Consider the following 21,831-nt stretch of genomic DNA (forward strand, 5'->3'; position numbering starts at 1 on the left):
TGATCAGACGCAGTCGTTCACGGTGTCGGCATACGGCCCCAGCAGCCGCGACCGTAGGGACAAGGCGGCACGGCCACGGGCCGGCGGGGCGGATCCGGCCGGCTGTCGAGAGACGGGACAGGCATCGGGCCGGGCACGCATCCATCCGGTCTCCTCTCCGCCGGCCCGTCTCGTGGCGACGGTCACCGGGCGTCCTTTACAGCGTCGCCCGACTCGGCTCCCACAGCGCGCTGGGCGTCAGCCGGACGGTTCGTCGGGCACGGGACGCCTCGGACGTGCGCTGCCGGGATGTGCGGCGCGCTCCTCCTGGCGCCGGCCTCGTCCGTGTGGGGGATCTTCGGGTCGGGGATCTCCGGATCACGCCCCTCCGGCTCGCGCGGCTCGTCGGCGCCTGCCTGGGATCGGGCGGGTCCTTCGGGATCGTCTTCGGTCTCGGCCCCCTGTGTCCGGGGGCTTCCGTGCGGTGGTCCCTCACAGCGTTCTCGATTCCTCGCACAGGGTGGGTGCCAGGCGCAGGTACCCCGACCGTCGACGATGATGCCCACCTCGATGCCCCAGCCCGCGCTCACCGTCTGCGGGGGCCCTCGCGAACGCCGTCCGCTCTCCATGCACCCGAGGTGCCGGTCGCCCCACATGCCAATCGCCACAGAAAGGGTGAATATCGGATAAATGGGAACTTGGAGGAGGTATCTCACCTCCCCACGAGGAGCCTGTGCCCATGTCCACCGGAACACTTTTGGCGATCATCATTGCGATCGTGGTGGTGCTAGCCCTTGTCGCCGTAGCGGTAGCGCTCGTAGCGCGACGCCGTCATCTCCGTGAGCGCTTCGGCCCGGAGTACGAACGGACCATGGAGGGATCCGACGGTCGGCTCGCCGCCGAGCGTGAACTCAGGGAACGCGAGAAGCGGCACGATGCACTGGAGATCAAACCGCTCCCGCCGGTCTCACGTGACCGCTACACGCGGGAATGGAGCAGCGTCCAGGAGGAGTTCGTGGACCGGCCGCAGGACGCGGTGCACGACGCGGACCAGCTGGTGACCTCCCTGATGCACGACCGCGGCTACCCGACCGAAGGGTTCGACCAGCAGATGAAGGACCTCTCGGTGGAACACGGGAGCACCCTCGAGCACTACCGCGCCGCACACGAGGTGGAGTCCCTCAGCAGCCACGACCAGGCGACGACCGAGCAACTGCGGAGTGCCATGGTGCACTACCGCACGCTGTTCGACGAGTTGCTCACCGACGGCGGCCAGGCACGGCCCGCCCGTTCCTGACGCCGGTCCTCGGACGACGAAGCTCCACAAGAAACAGTGGGCGTCGGGATCACGGTCGGCGCACCGCCCGCCACGCGGGTGATCGACACAACCGTGGACCGCTCCGCCTGGGGGTCGCCGGCCACCCACCGCACCGCGCGGAGTAAGGAGGAGACCATCCCACCCCCTCGCCCGCTCCCTGCGGACTCTCACCGTTCGCCGGGGCGCCGGCACCACTACCGGGGCTCCGGCACTCATCCCCATGGAGAAACCATGATCATCCTGGGCATCATTCTGCTCGTCGTCGGCTTCGTCCTCGGGATATCCATCCTGTGGACCATCGGGATCATCCTGCTGGTCATCGGAGCCATCCTGTGGCTCCTCGGCGGCATGGGACACGCTGTCGCCGGTCGACGCCACTACTGGTGATCGCCCCACCTCGCCTGCCACGCCGTCACTGACCCCCCGGGATCGGTGACAGCGGGCACGGCCCACGGTGCGGGTGCCCGGGGGTACCTTGCGGCGCCCGAGTCGCCCTGGGGCGGCTCGGGCGCCGCCTCGTGCTCAGGGCTCGGGGTGCCGCCTCGCCTCGTGATCGACAGAGCCGTGGGCCGCAGTACAGAGCCGTGGGCCGCAGTCTCGGCGCCACGGAGAAGCCGGTCCGCGTCACGGAGGCACTCCGCGGGTCACCGCTCGAAACCGGTGCGGACGGCCCGCCGACACTCCTCCGGCAGCGATGCCCCCGCCGACCACTCGTTCACCGCGTGGAAGGCCAGCACACGAGGTGTTCTCGGCTCAGCAGTGGCCGGCTGATTGCGGCACCGTGAAGCGGCTACTCGGAGCACATGAGACTCAGCACTCTCCCCCACCGCCTTTCCCCGACGGCCGGACGGCTCCTGCCCGACGCAGGGGGACCTGGTCGTGTCCTGAAAGCGGTCGACCGCCTGGAACGCTTGTCCAGCGCCGACCGGTTGCTCGAGGTCATGCAGCGGATGGTGCAGGCGGTGCCACTCGGCCGGGCCAGAGACGGTCTGCACGGACGTTGGCTCGGTCACCCGGTACACCCTCTGCTGGTCCAGATACCCCTCGGCAGCTGGCTGTCGGCCGCCGTGCTCGACTCAGTGCCCGGCCACCGACGCGCGGCACGCATCCTGATCGCCACCGGCTTGCTCGCCGCAGCCCCGGCCGCGGCGTCAGGCTGGGTGGACTGGGCGGAACTGAACCGTCGGCAGATGCGCGTCGGCATCGTCCACGCCACGGCGAACGTCACCGGTGTCGCCCTGTACGTCACCTCCCTGACCGCTCGTCTGCGCGGGCATGAAATCGCCGGCAGGTTGTACGGCTGGGCGGGGCTCGGCGTCGTCGGTATCGGTGGCGCGCTCGGCGGCCACCTCGCCTACCGCCTGGCAGCCGGCGCCAACCACGCCGAAGCCGTCGCGCAGCTGGTGGAGCCGGGCTGGCACTACGTCGCCGACCTGTCCGACCTTCCGCACGGCCGACCGACGCACTGCGACCTCGACGGTGTGGCCGTGGTGGCCGTCCGCCAGCCGGACGACAGGGTGTACGTGCTGGCCGAACACTGCAGCCACCTGGCGGGCCCCCTGTCGGAAGGCACTCTGGAAGACGGCTGCCTGCGCTGCCCCTGGCACGGCAGCACCTTCCGGCTGACCGACGGCTGGAACATCACCGGCCCGGCCACAGCACCCCAGCCCGCTTTCGACACCCGCATAACCGACGGCCGGGTGGAAGCACGGCTGCGCTCCTGAAACCGCCCCCTGTCCGGATGCCGGGCGCCAGCTCGTCACAGGCCCGGCAGGCCGTCTCCAGCTGGGCGGGCAGAGTTCGCGTCTGATGCCCCACCGCCTGCCCGACCAGGGCCGGCCGGTGGAGCCGGGTCCGGTGGAGCACTTCGAGGAGCCGGCCGGCCGTCGAAGTTCGGCACGACCGACCGTCGCGTGCGTCATGCCGTCGAAGTTCGGCAGAACCGACTGTCGGGAGCGTCATGCCGTCGAGGGCGGGACAAATCGCCTCGAGCGCCACCGGCCCGTGGCCACGAGATACGACGGGCTTGCCGTTCACCACGAGGCGACCGTGCTGGTCGCAGTCCTCAACGAGTGGCCGTGACCAGCACTTTCCCGACAAACCCTAGCCGTTGGGGTCGATGCAGGAGGAGAGGAGGGTGTCGGCGCGGAAGTCGGGGGCGGGGGGAGGCTGGGACGGGGAGGGGGCGCGGTCGGGGGCCGTGAGCAGGTCCGACAGGGCGTCTCGGTGGGCTTCGACGGTCGTGGACAGGGTTTCAGGTTGCCCGGGGTTCTGGGACACCGCGCATCAGTCCTTTCATGAGTCGCTTCTTGCTGTTGCGGCAGTGCGTCGTCTCCGTGACGTCGAACCGCCCCGTCTCGAAGTACTTGTTGGCGGGTTGCCCGCCGAGGCAGTAGGCGTAGTGGTCACAGGTGGACCGGCACGCCTCGGTGCCGTCCAGGACCTCGCGGACCCATCCGGACTGCGCGGCCCGCGCCACCAGTTCCGTGAGATCCGCGTCGGCCACGTTGCCCACGTCGAACGTGCCGAGCCTCGAGGAGGAGAAGCCCGACAGATCCGGCCCGAACAGGGTCACGTCTCCGTCCCAGCCGATCATGGGCAGCGGATCGTGGGGGGCCAGAGCCCGCTCCCTGGCTCGTCCGCCCAGCTCCGCGGCGACATAGCGCAGGGCGTGGTCGAACTCGCGGATGGGGAGCCGACGGTCCCTCCTCCAGCGGAGTGCGAGAGCGGTCCAGAAGGCGGTGACCCGCTCGTCGTCCGCCGACACCCGCACGTGGGTGCCTTTGCGTTCCACGATGTTGATGCCGAGTGAGCGGCACCCGAGCGCGGCGAACCAGTCGTACAGCTCCTCGGCCTGTTCCGGGTCGGGGTCCTGGACGACCGCGATCGCGGCGAAGGGGAGGTGGTGGCGGCGCAGTGCCGCGATGCCGCGGAGCGTGCGGTCGAGGCTGCCGCGGCCGGCGCGCGTGACACGGTCGCGGTTGAACCGCCCGGGCCCGTCGAGGCTGACCGTCACCGCCACCCGGTGCCGGACGAAGACCTCACACCACGCGTCGTCGATGAGCGTGCCGTTGGTCTGCACCGTGTGACTGACCCGCTGCGCACCCGCGCGGAACCGTCCGAGGAGTTCCACGAATCCGGGAAGGCCCAGGGCGAGCGGTTCCCCGCCATGCCACACCACGTTCACCGGGTGGACGTCGGACCAGACCGACACCGCCCGCGCGACGGCGTCGGCCACGTCGACGGACATCCGGCGGCGGAGGGCCCGCTCGGGGAGATAGCAGTACGAGCAGTCGAGGTTGCACAGGGTCACGGGTTGCAGGAAGACCACCGACGCGGTCGACGCCAGCTCAGGCACCGGAATCCCCCCGACCGCCCTCGCCGCCCGCATCCGCCCCGGCCTCCCCGTACCGCGCGGCCGCCTCCCGCCGTGCCCGGCGTGCCTCGTCGAGTGCGCCCGTCCCTTCCACGGCGGCCGCATACAGGTCGAGCGAGCGGGCCTGTCCGTAGGGGTCGTGGAAGATGTCGCGGAACAGCGCCAGCGCCCGTCCATGGCAGTCGGCGGCCTCCTCGGGCCGACCGGCCCGGCACAGGGTCTCGCCCAGGTCATTGAGCACCATGGCTTCGCGGTAGCGCTCCGTGTGCTGTCTGACCAGGTTCAACGCCTCGGCATGCCGCTCCAGCGCTTCCGCCGTGCGGCCCATCTCCCGCAGGGCCAGGGCGAGGTCGTTGCAGGCGGTGGCCACGCGCTCGGCCTGGCCCAACGGCCTGAACAGCGCGATGGAACGCAGATGGTCGCGGCACGATGCCTCGAACTGCCCGAGTGCCCGCCGGGCGCGGCCCCGGTTGTTGGTGGCGATGCCCTCGGGAATGGTCTCGCCGAGGGACCGGAACACGTTCTGCGCGGAGTCCAACCGACGTACCGACTCGGCGAAGTGTCCCGTCATGAGGTGCACCACGCCGATTCCGTTCTGGGCCATGGCCGCGAGGCTCCGTACTCCCCCGCCCCGTAACAGGGTCTCGGCTTCCAGGTACGCCGTGAGCGCACGGTCGTAGCGCCGGGCCTCCAGGTACGCGTTGCCCAGGTTGTAGAGGGCCCTGCCCTCTCCACGGGGAGCCTCCCGTGCGGTTCCCGGTGGCGAGGGGAGCTCCCGGCACGTCCGCAGTGCCCGGTGGTGCGCGTCGACGGCCTCGTCGAGCCGCCTCAGCTGGCGCAGGGCGATGCCGAGGTTGTCGTACGCCAGTGCCTCGCGCTCCTGGTCCCCCAGCAGATGGGCACCCCGGGCCGCGTAGCGGTACACGATGGCCGCGTCGTCGTAGTGGCGCCGCCAGCCGAGGTAGTCGTACAGGCTCAGGGCCAGCCGCACCGCGGGCTCGGCATGCGCCGGATCGGCGGCCCACTGGGCGGCGGCCACGAGCCCGTCGCGTTCCGTGTCCAGCCAGGCGAGGGCCTCCTCCCGGTCGGTGAAGCCGTTGTGCCGCGTGGTACTCGCGGCCGTCGGTTTGAGGTGCGCGGTACCGTCGGTGACACGCTCCTGGTAGCGGCCCAGCAACCGATCGCGCGCCGCGTGCACCTCTGCCACCGACGAGGCGTCCGCCATGGCCCGGGCGGCTCCGTAGGCCCGGACCAGATCGTGCATCCGCCAGCGTCCGCGCCGACTGCCGGTCTCGATCAGATGGGCCCTGACCAGGGCGTCGACCTCGCGCGGCGCCGGTTCCGCACCGGCGAGCGCCCCGAGCGCCTCCGTCCCGGTATCAGGACCGGGCGCGATGGCGAGCAGGCGGAACAGCCGTGCGGGGCCGGGGGCGAGGCGGTCGTACGACGTGTCGAAGGTCGCCCGGATCGCCCGCTCGCCGTCATACAGGTTGTCGAGAGGCCCGGCCGCGTCGGCGAGTTCGTCCGCGAGTTCGGCCACCGGCTTGCCGGGGTCGTTGATGAGCAGGGCGGCGGCGATGTGGAGCGCGAGCGGCAGCTGCCCGCACAAGGCGCCGAGCCGCCTCGCGTCCTCGGGTTCCCGTGCGATGCGGGTGTCCCGGGGGTCGGCGGCCGTGACTGCCGTGGCCAGCACCTCGACACCCTGTTCGGCCGGCAGCACTCCCAGGTGCAGCAGGTGGGCGCCGAGCTGGGAGAGGGTGTCGCGTGAGGTCACCAGCACCCGGTGGCGCGGATGGCCCGGCAGCAGGGGCCGCACCTGCGAGGGGTGGGACGCGTTGTCGACGACGATGAGGAGGGCGCCGCGTTCCTCGGCCGTCCCGGCCAGCACGGACCGGTAGAGTCCGGCCCTCGCGTCCGCGCTCGCGGGGATGTGCCCGGCCGGCACTGCGAGCGCGCGCAGCAACTGCTCCAACGCCTGTTCCGGAGCCAACGGCACGTCGTCGTACCCGTGGAGGTCGAGGAAGACCGCGCCCGCGGGGAAGAGTCCCTGGTCCTGTGCCGCGTGCGCCGCCTGGAGGGCGAGCGCGGTCTTGCCGACGCCGCCCAGTCCGGCGACGGCGGAGATGAGCACGGTGCCGTGGGAGCGGGTGCCGGCGCCGAGGGTCTCCAGCAGGCTGCGGAGTTCGTCGTGGCGGCCGACGAAGCCGCTGACCGGGCCGGGCAGTGACCTCAGCGCGGAATGGCCGTGCGCCACATAATGGTGGTGCTCCACCTTCTTGCCCACCACATCGCCGTGGAACCGTCCCGCGCGAAAGTCGAGGTGATCCGCGGCAACGGTCGTGCTGACGCCGTGCTCCCCGTGTGTGTCGCCGTCCTCGCCCCTGGGGGCCGTATCCGCAACGTCCCGCATGGATCCATCATGGAGGGGCTCGCGCCACGGGTATACGGGCCGACCTGAAGTAGTTTCCGACTTCCGGCAGTTCTGGAACACGTCATCGGCCTGCCGAAGAACGACAAGGTCCTGCCCGATCGCCGCAACTTGCCCAACCCGTACGGCCCTTCGGCTGCAACGGCCAGGGAGTCTGCCATGATCGTCATCATGGGGATACACATCGCACCGGCCGGGGTGGCCGACTTCCACCAGGTCCTCACTGATCACCCCCGTTACTGGGGCGACCGCGACCTTCGGTCGCTGCACCTTCTGGCTCTGGTGCAGGAGTTCGGTTCCACCTGCCTGGTCGCCCGGGCGGAGGACGGAATCCGTGGGTACGTCTTCGGGTTCGTCACCCCGGACGGCACCGGGTACGTGCATCTGATCGCCACGCGGGACGACGCCCGTGGCACCGGTCTCGGGCGTCGGCTGTACACGGCGTTCGCTGAAGCAGCGGAACGTCACGGTGCACAGCGGCTGAAGGCGATCACGTCAATCGAGAACACCGGGTCAATCGCCTTCCATCGCAGCCTCGGCTTCGACACGAGGACCGTCGACGACTACAACGGCCCCGGCCGGGCCATGGCCGTCTTCCACCGAGATCTGCCGCTCGACGTCTCATAGCCCGACCAACCAACCAGCCGTCACCGGTAATCGCTCCCCAGGCCGTAAGACCTGACGACGGCTGCGCACGCCGCGCCGGACCCGGCGAGCCGTTCGAAGCCACAACGGTCGACCGCCGCGAGGTCGGCCCGACGGACGTCCTCGTCGACATCGCCTACTGCGGGGTCTGCCTCACCGACGTCTCCAGAATCAGGAGCGCGTTCGGGACGACCACCTGCCCGCTGGCGCCCGGACACGAGACGCCGGTGTGGTGTCGGCCGCGGGGCCCGCGGTGACCGGGTTCTCGGTCGGAGACCGGGTGGCAGTCGGCTGCATGGTCGACTCCTGCCGGGACAGGTCTTGACCATTGCTCGGCGATGTACGCCGACAACGCCAAGCTGGTGGTCACTGCTTCCGCTCTCCAGGCGTGAACGGGCCGGTCGCGGGGGCTACGCACTTGTCGACGACGGTCTCCTCGCCGGCTGCCAAGCCCTCCACGCACAGCCGTCCACCCTTGTCACGTAGGTCAAGGAAGAACCGCGTGGTCGCCCCGGACCGCTTGAGGTCGTGGATGCGCTCGTCGACATAGCCGAGGTCGTTCAGGATCGCCCTGACCTTCGTGGGGGTGGGTTCCAGCAGATTCCGGAGCGCCTGGGTGATGCGCTGTTCATGAAGGTTGCTCGCGCACCAGTCGCGAGCGTTCAACTCCACTTCCGGACCCGCCGTGGGGGCGATGGGCTCGATCGCGTCGCTCGGCGGTGTCTCCACCCCATCGGACGGCAGCGTTTTCGCCGGACCGCTCGGCGGCGCCTCTGGCGGGGCGCTCGGGGGGCACGACTGAGCGATCTTATGCAGCATCGCGGTGAAGGCCGCGTCGGGCTGACCTCCGACGGCGTCGGCGCGCTGGGTCTGCTCTCCGACGGCGTTCGTCTTCTCGGTGCCGCACGCTCCAAGTGCCATGCAGGCAAGGGCGGTTGTCACGAGGGCGAGCTGCGGGCGGCGCGAGGAGCGGGCGAACATGCTGGTCAAGGTAGCGATCCGTCTCATGCGCACAGTCTGCGATCAAGCCTCCCCCCGCGCGTGAGTACGCATACTCATGTGGGTGGGGGTACTCCCTCAAACCTCGATGAGACATGACCGAACTTCAGTGGGACAGGATGGCTCCCGCGGGACTCGCAGTGATGCGTGGGTGCCTCGCTAACCGAGCTTCCGCAGCACCTCGGCGATGGTGGTCCGGTATTCCCGCAGCGCCCGCAGCCCGGCGGCGTAGCGGTCGCGGTGCCGTGTGATGTCCATGGCCTGCTGCTGCGCCCGTGCAGCGTGCCAGATCTCGGCCGTATGGTGGCGGCGCTTGCAGATGACGTCCGCGACGGCGGTGGCCCGCTCCCGCCGCGTATGCCGGGTGTTGCCGTCACTGCCCCGTTGCCAGGCGGCGTCCGTGTACGCCGCGACGGGGTCGGGATAGCGCGTGAATCCTTGTTCTGCCACACAGCGGGACCACACCTCCCAAGCCGTACGGAGGCGTGGGTCGCGCTTGACCGCCTTGTCGATCGCGACCGCCCGTGTACCCGCGTAGAGCCAGTCCCGCTTGAGGTCGATGCCGCGCAGCAGCCGCCGACTCGCCTCAGCGTTGCAGACGGGGAAGTCCGCGTACTCGGCGCTGGTCATCCGGCGGCCCTTCGGCCGCAGGGCCGGGGACTTGGCCGGGTCCCAGCCGTAGCCCCAGCGGCGGGCGGCGGCGAGATCCAGGGCGCCGTAGTCGGTGCTGACCGCGGTGGCGATGATGGGGTCGCTGGGATAGCGGGGGTCGAGCGGGAAGTCCCGGTGGCCGTGCTCCGCCATGCACTGCCGGACCAGCAACGCCGTTGCCCGTTGCGAACGCTGGTAGTCCTGCGGTGTGTAGTCGTAGCGGTCGGTCGGCAGGGGGCCGAGGTCGGACGCCGTACGGACGACCTCCGAGTGCTCGGGACCGGAGACGCAGACCGCCGCCAGCACCGCCACGACACCAAGTCGCCACCCCCGCCTCGTCATGCGAAGGGATGCTAGCGGGCGGCGTACTGCGGCCGGCCGTCGCCCCCGGCACGCAACCACGCACGCCAAGACGTCAGGTGACAGAGGGTTCGGTCAGGCGACACCTACCGCGCATGGGTGCGATCGTGCGGCTCCCGTTGCCTTCTGGCCGCAAGGGTTCGTGTACCCGGCGCTCCGGCTCGGCGGGTACGCGAGGTCGGCAGGTCGGCCCCCAGCAGGTTCCGCCGCCCTCCCTTACTGATCGCTTCAGCATGAGGTACGCAGGCGGCGAAGGTGGATGAGGCTGTAGCCCTGCCCGGTCCAGGGCTCCCGACCACGCGTCGAGTCACGGATGGAACCGCCACCGGCCTTCAGAAATGACGTCCACCTTGCTGTCCCTGACGCGAACGGCCGTCTCATCGTCGATGAAGTAGATGGGGAAGTCCGCCCGCGAGGCGATGTGATCAGCCCAGGCGTCGTCCCGCTCGGGGAAATCCGGCGAGTACAGGTGGGGCTTGAGATACCAGTCAAAGAGGCCGAACGGCGGCTCCACGCTTGCCGCGCCGAGCACGTGGAGGTCCGCCGCGTCCCCGATGACATCGGCGGAGTGCTCGGTGAGATTCCGGCTGAAGATCATCGATCCGGCGCTCACCCCCACATAGACCCGGCTCTCCAGCGCCTGCAGGAAACCGTCGGCCAGGCCGTTGCCGGTGATGCTGCGCGCGAGGTGGTAGTGACTGCCGCCCTCGACATAGATGACGTCGGCGTGGAGGAGCCGGTCGACCACCATCTGCCGGGGCAGGCCGTTCAGTTCCAGGACGTCGAACTCCCGCCAGCCGAGGCCGTGCAGCCGGCTCATGTCAGCGACGAACCATCCATGGTCCCCGGGCTCGGCGACTGACGCCGTGGGAACGAACACGACGTTCGCCGACCCGAACGGCTTACCCAACATGTCCCGCAGCGCATCCCGCAGCGTCTCGTTGCGCAGGCCACTCGCAGTCAACAGAAAGTTCATCGGGCGAGCCAAGCACGACTGACGGGCGCACGCAACGAACCCAGGGTGGCCGGCTGGCGTTCAGTGGACGGGACTGAGCCGGCACGAGGCGCACACCGGCGGAGACATGACTCGCCGACACGGTGTCAGGCGCCCATGATCCGCCGACCGGTCACGGGGCCGTGCGCGAAAGGCCACGGCCCGTTTGTCGCGCGTCACGCGGGATGAGGGCGACGGGAACTGGTCCCGATGACCACCGCCCCAGCCGCTCACTACACTCCCACAATGAACAACATACGGTGCACCCAATGCGGTGCGGTGGGGCTGGAGCCGGGCTTCGTCGAGGACTCCGGACAAGGCGCTCGCGGGTTCGCGCGGTGGATCGCGGGCCCCCTTCAGCGCGGCCCGCTCGGCGGTGCCAAGAGGATGGGCCGACCGCACTGGCAGATCGATGCCTATCGTTGTCCCACCTGCGCACACCTGGAACTGTTCGCCGCCCAGCGGGACTAGCGGCGTGACAGGAACGGCGGGCCATGACGTGAAGAGAGCCGCACGGGCTGGGGAGATTGCGACGTCTCCCTTGACCGTATTGCTCAACTTTCGCCCTGTTGTCGGTTGAGGGTGCCGCCCGTGCTGAGCGTCGTGGTTACTCGGCGTCGAGCTGGTGGTCGGCCCAGACGTAGCTTTCGGGCAGCAAGCCGGTGATGCGGACGGTTCACGAGGGGCTCCTCCGCGCGGATCTCCCGCTCTCGTGGGCGAGTTCACTGCTGCCGCAGCTGATGCACCCGGCCTCGCAGGAGTCGCCCGAGCTCAGCGCCGCCCAGGCCGCCGACGTGGTCGTCGACACCTTCCTGCACGGCCTCGGCCCGCGCTGACCGCCACGGGTCTTGTGGTGCGCCCTTACGTCTGATTGGGTACCGCCCGGTAGAACGGGAGCGACCGACATGGATCAGGCGGCACGGCAGGACGTCCGCGGGGCGCTGCCCGCAGGGCTCGGGCAGGCGATACGGCAGGCCGGCGAGGACATCGCGGCCGTGCTGGACGGCGTGGCCGACACGAGTGCCGCCGTACCGGGGTCGCAATGGACGGTCGGCGAGGCGGCCGCCCATCTGGCGCTCGCCAACGGGCTGATGGCCGACCTCGCGCTCGGCAGGGAACGCCCTTACGGGGACGGCACACCGCGGAGCCTCGCGGCGGCCAACGCCGCGTCGCTGGCAGCGTTCGGGGAGCGCCGGGCCGAGCCGCTCGCGGCGATGATCACCGAGGAGGCCGCGCGGTGTGTCGACGCGCTGGCCATGACGGCGGACGGACCTGCGCCGGTCACCCCGCTCGGTTCGATGGACCGGTCCGTCCTCGCCTCCTACCTGCTCACGCACATGCTGGGCCACGGCTACGATCTCGCCCGCGCCCTGCGGCGCCCGCACATGATCGACGCCGAACGGGTCGCGCTGTGCATGCCGTTCATGCTCTCGGTGATGCCGACCGTGGCGGACGGTTCGGCGGTCGCCGGACTGACCGCCCGTTACACAATCCGGCTGCGCGGTGGCGGCTGCGCCTTCGGCGTCACGTTCGCCGACGGTGCCGTCCGGGTGGCTCCGGAACCGCAGGACCGCCCTGACTGCACCATCCTCATCGATCCGGTGGCCTTCCTCCTCATCGCCCTCGGCCGCCGCAACCCGTGGCTGGCGATGGCCCGGGGCCAGATACTCGCCGGCGGCCGCAAGCCCTGGCTGGCCCCCCGCTTTCCCTCCCTCTTCACCGCCCCCTGACCACCCGGCGACCCGCTGGGGACGAGGTCTTTGGACGACCTGCCGTGGGCGTGGCGGAAGCGGGAAGGGCGAGCGGCTGTACTTGTCCACCGTTCCTGCCGGCTGTTTCCCTCGACCGGCGCACCGGGACCGAGCGGTGGAGCACGGCCAAGGTGGCCGACTCCGGGAACCTCCGCCGAGGCCACCGCGCCGAGCCTGCTGCTGGTGAAGGACGCGGTCGTGGCCCGAGCCCCCGGCATCGTCTTCTCGGTCCGCCCGGACCTTCCCGCGCGGGCCACCGCCGCCGGCTGACCCGGCGTACGCCCTGGCACACCCCGTTCGGCCCAACCCCGCTCGCCCAGAAGAGGCGAGCAGGCGTGACCGATGTGACCGTGGTGGAAGGTATGGGCGCGCGCACGGATCCGAGGAGGCTGCATGGCCGAGGGACTGGTGGACGGCAGAGCGCCCCGCACTGCCCTGGTGGACGGCTCGAAGCCGCCTCCTGAGCGGTCCGGGCACTCCTTCGGGCAGCTGAGCGCCGTCGCCGATGCCGTCCTCTACGAGGGCTACCTGCTCTACCCCTATCGGCGGTCCTCGCCGAAGAATCGTGCCCGCTGGCAGTTCGGGGTCCTCTTCCCCAGGGACTGGGTGGAGGCCGACGGCCCGGTCCGCCCGGGCGTGTCGGGTTCGGCGGACTCCTGGTACCAGCAGACGGAGTGCCTGGTGCGGGTGCACCGGCCGGGCGCGGTCCTGCGGATGCGGGTGCGGTACCTGCAGATGCAGCACAAGCAGGTCGAGGACGCGGACCGGCGGCCGGTCGCGTCGCTGACGTGCGACGACGGGACCGTGCACCTGACCTTCGAGGAGGCCGTACCGCGCGAGGCCGACCTCACGGTCGCCCTGGCCGAGGGCGAGCACACCTTCCCGGTGGGCTCCCCCGCCGGTACCACCACCACGACGCTGTCCTCCGGTGCCGGCCGGGTGGTCAGGCGCCGGGAGGAGGCACGTGCGAGCACCACGGTCGTGGTTGAGCGGTTCGGCGAGGGCCTCCTCCGGCTCCGGGTGCGCACCGCGCACGTGGGGCAGGCCGCGGATCCGCACGCTCCGCGCGACCGTGCGCTGCGCCAGGCCCTCATCGCCACCCACACCCTGTTCGGCGCTGAGGGCGCGGAGTTCGTCTCGCTGATCGACCCGGTCCCCGGCCTCCAGGAGGCCGCCCGGAGCTGCCGCAACGACTTCACGTTCCCGGTGCTCGGCGGCGCACCCCCCGCCGACATCCCCGCCCACGGTTCGGTCTCCGCCCTGCTGCTCTCCTCGCCGATCATCCTGCCCGACCATCCGCAGGTGGCACCGGAGAGCCCCGGGGATCTGCACGACGCCGGTGAGATCGACGAGATCCTCACCCTGCGCACCATGCTGCTGACGGACGAGGAGAAGCGGGAGGCCCGCGCCACCGACCCGCGGGCCGCCGAGATCCTCGACCGGGTCGACACCATGCCGCCGGAGGTCTTCGGGCGACTGCACGGCGCGATCCGCTCGCTGAAGCCGGTCGCAGACCGTCCCGCCTGGTGGCAGGAGGGCGCCGACGAGGGGCTCTCGCCGGCCACCGACACCGTCCTGGTCGACGGCGTGCGGGTCGGCGGCGGCAGCGCGGTGCGGCTGCGCCCGCGCGGCCGGGGTGCCGACGCCCAGGACATGTTCCTGGCCGGACGGACCGCGACCGTGGCCGCCGTCTTCCACGACGTGGACGGCAGCACCCATCTCGCCGTCACCGTCGACGACGATCCGGCGGCCGAACTGCACGGCTGGTACGGCCGGTTCCACTACTTCCGGCCCGACGAAATCGAGCCGCTCGGGGGCACCGACGTCCCGGACCCAGCGGCGGCACAAGAGCCGCCCACGGGACCCACTCCATCGGAGGCCTAGCGTATGAGCACCAAGAACGGCACCACCGCCGCCGTCGGCGGCGAGCCCGGCGAAACCGTCGAACACCAGGGGTTCGACGAGATCACCATCCTGTGGATCTCCGAGGGCATGAGCTGCGACGGCGACACCGTCTCGGTCACCGCCGCCGACCAGCCCTCCATCGAGGACCTGGTCCTCGGCCTGATCCCGGGCATGCCGAAGGTCAACCTGGTCAACAAGGTGCTGTCGCCGAGCCTGGGCGGCGAGGACTTCCTCGCGCCGTACCGGAAGGCGGCGCGGGGCGAGCTGGAGCCGTTCATCCTCGTCATCGAGGGCTCGATCCCGAACCAGAACATCATCGAGGGCGAGGGCTACTGGACGTCCTTCGGCAACGACCCGGAGACCGGCCAGCCGCAGACCCTCAACGACTGGATCGACCAACTGGCGCCCAAGGCCTGGGCGGTGGTGGCCATCGGCACCTGTGCGACCTTCGGCGGCATCCACGCGATGGCGGGCAACCCGACCGGCTCGATGGGTCTCGCGGACTACCTGGGCTGGGACTTCAAGTCCCAGGGCGGGCTGCCCGTGGTGAACATCCCGGGGTGCCCGGTCCAGCCGGAGAACTTCATGGAGACCCTGGTCTGGGTGCTCTACCACGCCGCCGGCACCGCTCCCCCGCCCCCGCTGGACCACATGCTGCGCCCCCAGTGGCTGTTCGGGCGCACGGTGCACGAGGGCTGCGACCGAGGCTCGTACTACGAGCAGGCGTCCTTCGCGATGGACTACAACTCGCCCAAGTGCCTGGTGAAGACCGGCTGCTGGGGTCCGGTCGTGAACTGCAACGTGCCCAAGCGGGGCTGGATGGCCGGCATCGGCGGCTGCCCCAACGTCGGTGGTATCTGCATCGGCTGCACCATGCCGGGCTTCCCGGACGCGTTCATGCCGTTCATGGACGAGCCGCCCGGAGGCACCCTCTCCTCGCTCGCCATCAAGCCGTACGGGGCGGTCATCCGCCGGCTGCGCGGCTTCACCAACGACCTGGTCAACCACGAACCCAAGTGGCGCCACAACAAGCGCAAGCTCACCAGCGGGTACGCCCCGCGCTGGCGGCCCTGACACGCCACAGTCCTCCCCGCCCCAAGTCCCCCCACAGCAAAGGCCAGCGACGCTGATGACAACCGAGGCCCGGCAGAAAGAGCGCAAGCCCGCGCAGATCGTGGACATGTCCTGGGATCCGATCACCCGGATCATCGGAAACCTGGGCATCTACACGAAGATCGACTTCGCCAACCGGGAGGTGACGGAGTGCCACAGCACCTCCTCCCTCTTCCGCGGCTACTCCGTCTTCATGAAGGGGAAGGACCCGCGCGACGCGGGCTTCATCACCTCGCGGATCTGCGGTATCTGCGGCGACAACCACACCACGTGCTCCGACTACGCCCAGCAGATGGCGTACGGAGTGAAGCCGCCGCCGCTGGCCGAGCACATCGTCAACCTCGGCGAAGCGGCCGAGTACATGTTCGACCACACGATCTTCCAGGACAACCTGGTCTTCGTGGACTTCTGCGAGCAGATGGTCAAGGCCACCAACCCGAGTGTGCTGGCCCGCGCCCAGAAGACCGCCGCGCCGCGCGGTGACATCCACGGGTACCGGACCATCGCGGACATCATGAAGGCCTTCAACCCCTTCGAGGGCGAGGTCTACAAGGAGGCCCTGAAGGTCTCCCGGACCACCCGCGAGATGTTCTGCCTGATGGAGGGCCGGCACGTCCACCCCTCCACGCTGTATCCGGGCGGTGTCGGCACCATGCCGTCGCCGACCGTGTTCACCGACTACCTCAGCCGGCTGATGCACGTCATCGACTTCGTGAAGAAGGCCGTCGCCATGAACGACGACGTCTTCGACTTCTTCTACGAGGCACTGCCGGGCTACGAGGAGGTCGGCAAGCGCCGTATCCTGCTCGGCTGCTGGGGCGCCTGGCAGGACCCGAAGGTCGTGGACTACCGCTACGAGAACATGGACCGCTGGGGCAAGGCGATGTACGTCACCCCGGGCATCGTGGTCGACGGCGAACTGGTCACCAACAACCTGGTCGACATCAACCTGGGCCTCAGGATCATGCTGGGCAGCTCGTTCTACGAGGACTGGGTGAACGAGGACCCGTTCGTCACCCACGACCCGCTGGGCAACCCCGTCGACATGCGCCACCCGTGGAACCAGACGACCCTTCCGGTGCCGCAGAAGCGGGACTTCGACGCCAACTACAGCTGGGTGATGAGTCCGCGCTGGTTCGACCAGCGCACCGGCGACCACCTGGCGCTCGACACCGGCGGCGGCCCGCTGGCCCGGCTCTGGTCGACCGCGCTGAACGGCATCGTCGACACGCCGTACATCAAGGCCACCGGCACCAGTGTGCGGATCTCGCTGCCCAAGGGCGTGAGCCTGCCGGAGACCACGCTGGAGTGGAAGATCCCGAAGTGGTCCAACACCCTCGAACGCGACCGCGCCCGGCCGTACTTCGTCGCCTACGCGGCGGCCATGGCCCTGCAGTTCCTGGACGAGGCGATGGGCCTGGTGCGGTCCGGCGACACCAAGGTGTTCGAGGACTTCGAGGTGCCGGACGAGGCGATCGGCTGCGGGTTCCACGAGGCCGTGCGCGGAGTCCTCTCCCACCACCTGGTGATCAAGGACAAGAAGATCGCCAACTACCACCCGTACCCGCCGACCCCGTGGAACGCCAGCCCCCGCGACAAGTTCGGCACCCCCGGCCCCTACGAGGACGCCGTCCAGGGCCAGCCGATCTTCGAGGAGAACGGCCCGGACGACTTCAAGGGCGTCGACATCATGCGCACGGTCCGCAGCTTCGACCCCTGTCTGCCGTGCGGTGTCCACATGTACACCGGCAAGGGCAAGACGCTGACCGTCACGCACTCGCCGACGTACGGGGCGAACCATGGCTGACCTCGGTCGGCTCGACGGCCCGGCGGTCGAGGCCCGGCTGGGCCGCCTCGACACGCTGCTGGAGGGGCTGGAGTCGGCCCCCGGCCCGACCGGCGGCTCGGCCGTCGAGGCGGTGCGCCTGCTGACCGAGGTCTACGGCGAGGCGCTCGCCCGCGTTCTGGACCGCGCGGACGCACCGCTGGCCGAGCGGCTCGCCGACGACGAGTTGCTCGACCACCTCCTGGTCCTGCACGACATCCACCCCGACTCGCCCGAGCGCCGGGCGGCCCGCGCGGTCGAGCGGCTGCGCCCCGCGGTGCGCGAACGCGGCGGTGACGTCGAGTGGGCCGGTGTGGAGGGCCAGGTGGGCCGGGTGCGGCTGACCACGGGCGGCGGTTGCGGCTCCGGGTGCGGCGGAGGTACTACGGAGGTGACCGACGTCGTCCGGGAGGCGGTGCTCGCCGCGGCCCCCGAGCTGACCGACGTGCAGCCGGTTCCCGAGGACCCGGCCCCCGCCTTCGTCCCCCTGGACTCCCTGCGTCGGCCACAGGAGGCCCGGTGAGCACCGACGGAGCCCTGGCCCGCCTCATCCGCTCCGCCGCCGACCACCGGCCGGCGGCGGAGGCGGAGGTGTGCGACCTGTGCGCCGCCCCGGTGCCCGAGAACCATCCGCATCTGTACGACACCGGGCCGGGCGAGGTCCGCTGTGCCTGCCGCCCTTGCTCGGTGCTGTTCCCAGGACAGCCGGGACCGGGCACCGGCGAAGTCCAGTTCCGGCTGATCCCGACCCGCCGGGTCCGGCTCCCCAAGGTCGACACCGCGGCCCTCGGGGTCCCGGTCGGCCTGGTCTTCTTCGTACCGCGCGCCGACGGCTCGGTCACCGCCGAGGGGCCGAGCCCCGCGGGTGCCATGCGCTGGGAGGTGGACGCGGCGGCCTGGCAGCGGGCGGTCGCCGGCTGCCCGCCCCTGGCCGGCATGGCACCCGACGTCGAGGCGCTGCTGGTCAACACCGTCCACGGCCTGGACCACCACTGGATCGCACCGGTCGACGACTGCTTCCGCATGCTCGCCGTGGTCCGCCGGGAATGGCGCGGCCTGTCCGGTGGCGGCCGGATGTGGCCGGCCGTGGAGCGTTTCTTCGAGGAGCTCACCGAGCGCCCTTGAAGAACGGCAACACAGGAAGGAGAAACCCCATGGGAAGCATCCGAGTCGGCCGAGCCCAGGCGAAGCCCGACACACCGTCCCACGTGCCCGGTATGCACCAGGGCAACGAGGGGCCGCACACCACCCAGACCGGGCACCACCCGGACGGCACCGCCGACGCGCGGCGCTCCACCGGCATCCACTGGAAGCGGCACGACACCCTGCTGGACGTCATGCCGAACATCTCACCCGGATGACACAGAACAGGGAGTTCCCCACATGAAGGTCCAGCGAAAGAGAACCGCAACGGCGGCCCAGCGCGTGCTGACGGCCGAGATCGCCGTCGTGGGCAGCGTCGCCCTCGCGTTGTTCGTCATGGAACTGCCCTCGATCATGCGCGAGATGAAGATCTGGCGGATCGCGGGTGGGCTGCGCGCCGGTCACCGGTATCCGTGAGCCGGTCGTGCATGAACTGTCGATCGCGACCGCGATCGTGGATCAGGCCGGCGCATGGGCCCGGGAGGACGGGGCGGACACCGTCTCGACGGTGTCCGTCCGGGTCGGCGAGCTGTCCGGGGTCGTACCCGACGCGCTGACCTTCGCCTTCGAGGTGGCCCGGGACGGCACCGCGCTGGCGGGGGCGGACCTCGTGGTCGAGCAGGTGCCCGCGCTGGCCTGGTGCGACCCGTGCGCGGAGGAGTTCGCGGTGGGCATGCCGCCGTTCTTCTGGTGCCCGCGCTGCGACCGGCCCTGCCCGGAGCTGCGCAGCGGCAGGGAGCTGGAGATCACCGCCGTCGAATGACCCCGCCGGTGCCCGGTCCGTCCGGGCACCGGCGGGATCTTCGCCTTCTTCTTCGCCTTCTTCTTCGCGTTGTTCTTCGCCTTGCTCTTCGCCTTGCTCTTCGCCTGGTCAGCAGATCCGCGGGAGCTGCTCCCCCAGCGGCAGGTCCACGACCCGGGTGCCGCCGAGTCCGGTGGCCACCACGACCATCCCCGGGTGGTCGGCCACGCACTCACCGATCCGGGTCGCCCCCGCCCCCTGCGGATGCGCGCGCATCGCATCGAGGACGGCCTCGGCCTCCGTCGGCGGGACGAAGGCGACGAGCCGGCCCTCGTTGGCGACGTAGAGCGGGTCGAGCCCGAGGAATCCGCAGGCGTTCGCGACCGCATCCGGTACCGGCACGGCCCGCTCGGTCAGCCGCACCCCTGTTCCCGAGGCGCGGGCGATCTCGTTCAGCGAGGCGGCCAGGCCACCGCGTGTCGGGTCGCGCAGCACGTGGATGTCCGGGGTGACGTCCAGCATGGTGGCGACCAGGTCGGCGAGCGACGCGGTGTCGCTGGCGATCTCGACGCCGAACTCCAGCCCCTCGCGCACGCTCAGGACGGCGACCCCGTGCAGTCCGATCGGCCCGCTGACGATGACCGCGTCACCGGGCCGGGCCCGCTGCGGCCGGATGTCCACCCGCTCGGGCACCAGTCCGACCCCGGCGGTGGTGACGTACACCCCGTCGCCGTGCCCGGCCTCGACCACCTTGGTGTCACCGGTGGCGATGGTGACTCCGGCCGTCTCGGCCGCCGCGCCCATGGCCCGCGCGACGCGTTCGACGACGGTCAGCTCCACCCCCTCCTCCAGGACGAACGCGGCGGAGAGGTAGGCAGGCCGGGCGCCGCTCATCGCCAGGTCGTTGACCGTGCCGTTGACGGCCAGGTCACCGAGGCAGCCGCCGGGGAAGAACAGCGGCCGTACCACGTAGGAGTCGGTGGAGAACGCCAGCCGGGCGCCGCCGAGCTGGAGGACGGCCGAGTCGGTCATGCCGGCGAGCAGGGCGTTGCCGTAGGCGGGGACGAAGACCTGCTCGATCAGTTCGGCGGAGAGGGCGCCGCCTCCGCCGTGGCCCATCACCACGACCGGCTGGTCGCGGATCGGCACCGGACAGCTCCAGTTCGCCGGGTCGGCGACGGTCTGCTCAGCCAACGGGGTTCATCTCCTCGCGCGGGAGCGCCGGTTCGGACATCCGGCGGTAGAGGTAGTAGGCGGCGCAGGCGCCCTCGCTGGAGACCATGGTGGCGCCGAGCGGGGTGCGCGGGGTGCAGCTGGTGCCGAAGGCCGCGCACTCCGTGGGTTTGATGAGCCCCTGGAGGACCTCGCCGGCCCGGCATTCGGCCGGCTCCTCGGTGCGGATGCCGGTGACGTCGAAGCGGTGCTCGGCGTCGTAGTCCCGGTAGGCCTCGCTGAGCCGCCAGCCGCTGGCCGGGATGGGGCCGATGCCCCGCCAGGAGCGGTCGGTGACCTCGAAGACCTCCTCGATCATGCGGATGGCCGCCGGGTTGCCGTCCTCACGCACGGCACGGGCGTAGGCGTTCTCCACCCGGTGCTCGCCGCGCTCCAGCTGAAGGACCGTGCGGCGGATGCCCTCCAGGATGTCGAGCGGTTCGAAGCCGGTGACGACGACGGGGACCCGGTGGCGTGCGGCCAGCTCCGGGTACTCGGTCATGCCCATCACGCTGCACACGTGCCCGGCGGCCAGGAAGCCCTGCACCCGGCAGCTGGGGGCGGTCATGATGGCCTCGATGGCCGGGGGGACCCGCACATGGGAGACCAGCAGGCTGAAGTTGGTCAGGCCGAGGCGCTTGGCCTGGTGGACGGCCATGGCGTTGGCGGGGGCGGTGGTCTCGAAGCCGATGGCGAAGAACACCACCTGACGGTCCGGGTGCCGCTGGGCGAGCTTCAGCGCGTCGAGCGGCGAGTACACCACGCGGACGTCACCGCCCTCGCCCTTGACCCGGAACAGGTCCCGGTCGGTGCCGGGCACCCGCAGCATGTCACCGAAGGAGCAGAAGATCACCCCGGGGCGGGCGGCGATCTCCAGCGCCTTGTCGATGCACTCCAGCGGGGTCACACAGACCGGGCACCCCGGACCGTGGATCAACTCCACCTCTTCGGGAAGGAGTTGGTCGATGCCGTGCCGGATGATCGAGTGGGTCTGGCCGCCGCACACCTCCATCAGGGCCCAGGGCCGGGTGACAGTGGACCGGATCCCGTCCAGCAGCCGGCGGGCCAGCTGGGGGTCGTTGAACTCGTCGAGATACTTCACCGGGCCTCGTTCCCCTCTGCCTGCCGGGCCGCCTGCTGCCAGGCGTCGCCGAACTCCTCGTCCAGCAGCCCCAGTTCCTCGAAGAGCTGGAGGGAGGCCAGGGCCGACTCCTCGTCGAGCCGCTGGAGGGCGAAGCCCACATGGACGATCACGTACTCGCCGACGCGGACGTCGGACACGTACTCCAGACACGCCTGCTTCTGTACACCGCCGAAGTCGATCAGGCCGGTGAGCGGATCGGCCGTGTCGTCGATGCTCACGACTCTGCCGGGCACTGCCAAACACATG

The 21,831-nt window shown here is 70.6% G+C and carries 25 protein-coding genes; 16 read left to right on the forward strand and 9 right to left on the reverse strand.

Annotated features, from left to right (window positions below; genetic code table 11):
- Window positions 1–718: 718 nt before the first annotated feature.
- The 3 genes from AB0N16_RS36140 to AB0N16_RS36150 all read left to right on the forward strand — a co-directional run bounded on the left by AB0N16_RS36140 (window position 719) and on the right by AB0N16_RS36150 (window position 3,021).
- Window positions 719–1,276, forward strand: a complete 558-nt coding sequence (locus tag AB0N16_RS36140; protein ID WP_365804295.1) for a hypothetical protein — start codon at window positions 719–721, stop codon at window positions 1,274–1,276.
- Window positions 1,277–1,528: 252 nt separating this feature from the next.
- Window positions 1,529–1,684, forward strand: a complete 156-nt coding sequence (locus tag AB0N16_RS36145; protein WP_365804297.1) for a DUF6131 family protein — start codon at window positions 1,529–1,531, stop codon at window positions 1,682–1,684.
- Window positions 1,685–2,208: 524 nt separating this feature from the next.
- Complete coding sequence (locus tag AB0N16_RS36150) at window positions 2,209–3,021, forward strand: Rieske (2Fe-2S) protein (protein ID WP_365804299.1); 813 nt, start codon at window positions 2,209–2,211, stop codon at window positions 3,019–3,021.
- A 379-nt stretch (window positions 3,022–3,400) separates the two neighbouring features.
- On the opposite strand, the gene AB0N16_RS36155 is transcribed toward AB0N16_RS36150, so the two are convergent.
- Genes AB0N16_RS36155 through AB0N16_RS36165 form a run of 3 tightly spaced genes read right to left on the reverse strand, consistent with a single transcriptional unit; the run spans window position 3,401 to window position 7,083 of the window.
- Window positions 3,401–3,577 carry a hypothetical protein gene (locus AB0N16_RS36155; protein WP_365804301.1) on the reverse strand — a complete coding sequence of 59 codons (177 nt, stop codon included), beginning with the start codon at window positions 3,575–3,577 and terminating at the stop codon, window positions 3,401–3,403.
- A complete protein-coding gene (gene amcB, locus AB0N16_RS36160; protein WP_365804304.1) occupies window positions 3,552–4,655 on the reverse strand; it encodes a cyclophane-forming radical SAM peptide maturase AmcB in 1,104 nt (367 codons plus the stop codon). The genes AB0N16_RS36155 and amcB overlap by 26 nt, the downstream gene beginning before the upstream one ends.
- Window positions 4,648–7,083, reverse strand: a complete 2,436-nt coding sequence (locus AB0N16_RS36165) for a tetratricopeptide repeat protein (RefSeq protein ID WP_365804306.1) — start codon at window positions 7,081–7,083, stop codon at window positions 4,648–4,650. Before AB0N16_RS36165 ends, amcB begins: the two co-directional genes overlap by 8 nt.
- Before the next feature lie 177 nt (window positions 7,084–7,260).
- On the opposite strand from AB0N16_RS36165, the gene AB0N16_RS36170 reads away from it, so the two are divergent.
- Both AB0N16_RS36170 and AB0N16_RS36175 read left to right on the forward strand, forming a co-directional pair.
- On the forward strand, window positions 7,261–7,728 hold the full coding sequence (locus AB0N16_RS36170) for a GNAT family N-acetyltransferase (protein WP_365804308.1): 468 nt from the start codon (window positions 7,261–7,263) through the stop codon (window positions 7,726–7,728).
- Between the two features lie 29 nt (window positions 7,729–7,757).
- Window positions 7,758–8,003, forward strand: coding sequence for an alcohol dehydrogenase catalytic domain-containing protein (locus tag AB0N16_RS36175; RefSeq protein WP_365804419.1), 246 nt, complete (start codon window positions 7,758–7,760; stop codon window positions 8,001–8,003).
- A 109-nt stretch (window positions 8,004–8,112) separates the two neighbouring features.
- On the opposite strand, the gene AB0N16_RS36180 is transcribed toward AB0N16_RS36175, so the two are convergent.
- The 3 genes from AB0N16_RS36180 to AB0N16_RS36190 all read right to left on the reverse strand — a co-directional run bounded on the left by AB0N16_RS36180 (window position 8,113) and on the right by AB0N16_RS36190 (window position 10,732).
- Window positions 8,113–8,754, reverse strand: coding sequence for a hypothetical protein (locus AB0N16_RS36180; RefSeq protein ID WP_365804310.1), 642 nt, complete (start codon window positions 8,752–8,754; stop codon window positions 8,113–8,115).
- Between the two features lie 150 nt (window positions 8,755–8,904).
- Window positions 8,905–9,738 carry a hypothetical protein gene (locus tag AB0N16_RS36185; RefSeq protein ID WP_365804312.1) on the reverse strand — a complete coding sequence of 278 codons (834 nt, stop codon included), beginning with the start codon at window positions 9,736–9,738 and terminating at the stop codon, window positions 8,905–8,907.
- Window positions 9,739–10,063: 325 nt separating this feature from the next.
- Window positions 10,064–10,732, reverse strand: a complete 669-nt coding sequence (locus tag AB0N16_RS36190; RefSeq protein ID WP_365804314.1) for a Type 1 glutamine amidotransferase-like domain-containing protein — start codon at window positions 10,730–10,732, stop codon at window positions 10,064–10,066.
- 264 nt (window positions 10,733–10,996) lie between these two features.
- Between AB0N16_RS36190 and AB0N16_RS36195 the strand changes: the two genes are divergently transcribed.
- From AB0N16_RS36195 to hypA, 11 genes are all read left to right on the forward strand, one after another.
- A complete protein-coding gene (locus AB0N16_RS36195; protein ID WP_329277862.1) occupies window positions 10,997–11,221 on the forward strand; it encodes a hypothetical protein in 225 nt (74 codons plus the stop codon).
- 194 nt (window positions 11,222–11,415) lie between these two features.
- Window positions 11,416–11,586 (forward strand): hypothetical protein, encoded by a 171-nt coding sequence (locus AB0N16_RS36200; protein WP_365804317.1) that lies wholly within the window; start codon window positions 11,416–11,418, stop codon window positions 11,584–11,586.
- Window positions 11,587–11,655: 69 nt separating this feature from the next.
- Complete coding sequence (locus tag AB0N16_RS36205; RefSeq protein ID WP_365804319.1) at window positions 11,656–12,480, forward strand: maleylpyruvate isomerase family mycothiol-dependent enzyme; 825 nt, start codon at window positions 11,656–11,658, stop codon at window positions 12,478–12,480.
- A gap of 414 nt (window positions 12,481–12,894) precedes the next feature.
- A complete protein-coding gene (locus AB0N16_RS36210; RefSeq protein ID WP_365804321.1) occupies window positions 12,895–14,385 on the forward strand; it encodes a hypothetical protein in 1,491 nt (496 codons plus the stop codon).
- Between the two features lie 108 nt (window positions 14,386–14,493).
- Window positions 14,494–15,480 carry a hydrogenase expression protein HypE gene (locus AB0N16_RS36215; RefSeq protein WP_365804421.1) on the forward strand — a complete coding sequence of 329 codons (987 nt, stop codon included), beginning with the start codon at window positions 14,494–14,496 and terminating at the stop codon, window positions 15,478–15,480.
- Between the two features lie 52 nt (window positions 15,481–15,532).
- Window positions 15,533–17,326, forward strand: coding sequence for a nickel-dependent hydrogenase large subunit (locus AB0N16_RS36220; protein ID WP_365804423.1), 1,794 nt, complete (start codon window positions 15,533–15,535; stop codon window positions 17,324–17,326).
- The gene (locus tag AB0N16_RS36225) at window positions 17,319–17,867 is read left to right on the forward strand and encodes a NifU family protein (RefSeq protein WP_365804323.1); all 549 of its coding nucleotides are present in this window, start codon (window positions 17,319–17,321) and stop codon (window positions 17,865–17,867) included. The genes AB0N16_RS36220 and AB0N16_RS36225 overlap by 8 nt, the downstream gene beginning before the upstream one ends.
- Window positions 17,864–18,469 (forward strand): DUF5947 family protein, encoded by a 606-nt coding sequence (locus AB0N16_RS36230; RefSeq protein ID WP_365804325.1) that lies wholly within the window; start codon window positions 17,864–17,866, stop codon window positions 18,467–18,469. Before AB0N16_RS36225 ends, AB0N16_RS36230 begins: the two co-directional genes overlap by 4 nt.
- A 29-nt stretch (window positions 18,470–18,498) precedes the next feature.
- On the forward strand, window positions 18,499–18,705 hold the full coding sequence (locus AB0N16_RS36235; RefSeq protein WP_365804327.1) for a hypothetical protein: 207 nt from the start codon (window positions 18,499–18,501) through the stop codon (window positions 18,703–18,705).
- 22 nt (window positions 18,706–18,727) lie between these two features.
- Window positions 18,728–18,904 carry a hypothetical protein gene (locus AB0N16_RS36240; protein WP_365804329.1) on the forward strand — a complete coding sequence of 59 codons (177 nt, stop codon included), beginning with the start codon at window positions 18,728–18,730 and terminating at the stop codon, window positions 18,902–18,904.
- A gap of 7 nt (window positions 18,905–18,911) precedes the next feature.
- Complete coding sequence (gene hypA, locus AB0N16_RS36245) at window positions 18,912–19,250, forward strand: hydrogenase maturation nickel metallochaperone HypA (protein ID WP_365804331.1); 339 nt, start codon at window positions 18,912–18,914, stop codon at window positions 19,248–19,250.
- 108 nt (window positions 19,251–19,358) lie between these two features.
- Here hypA and hypE read toward each other — a convergent pair whose 3' ends face one another.
- From hypE to AB0N16_RS36260, 3 genes are all read right to left on the reverse strand, one after another.
- The gene (gene hypE / locus AB0N16_RS36250; RefSeq protein ID WP_365804425.1) at window positions 19,359–20,348 is read right to left on the reverse strand and encodes a hydrogenase expression/formation protein HypE; all 990 of its coding nucleotides are present in this window, start codon (window positions 20,346–20,348) and stop codon (window positions 19,359–19,361) included.
- A gap of 67 nt (window positions 20,349–20,415) precedes the next feature.
- Window positions 20,416–21,543: a hydrogenase formation protein HypD gene (gene hypD / locus AB0N16_RS36255; protein WP_365804333.1), complete on the reverse strand. Its 1,128-nt coding sequence runs from the start codon at window positions 21,541–21,543 to the stop codon at window positions 20,416–20,418.
- The gene (locus AB0N16_RS36260) at window positions 21,540–21,830 is read right to left on the reverse strand and encodes a HypC/HybG/HupF family hydrogenase formation chaperone (RefSeq protein ID WP_351734432.1); all 291 of its coding nucleotides are present in this window, start codon (window positions 21,828–21,830) and stop codon (window positions 21,540–21,542) included. Before AB0N16_RS36260 ends, hypD begins: the two co-directional genes overlap by 4 nt.
- Window position 21,831 lies beyond the last annotated feature (1 nt).

The organism is Streptomyces sp. NPDC051105 (assembly GCF_040682795.1).
In the GTDB taxonomy this organism is placed as follows: Bacteria; Actinomycetota; Actinomycetes; order Streptomycetales; family Streptomycetaceae; genus Streptomyces.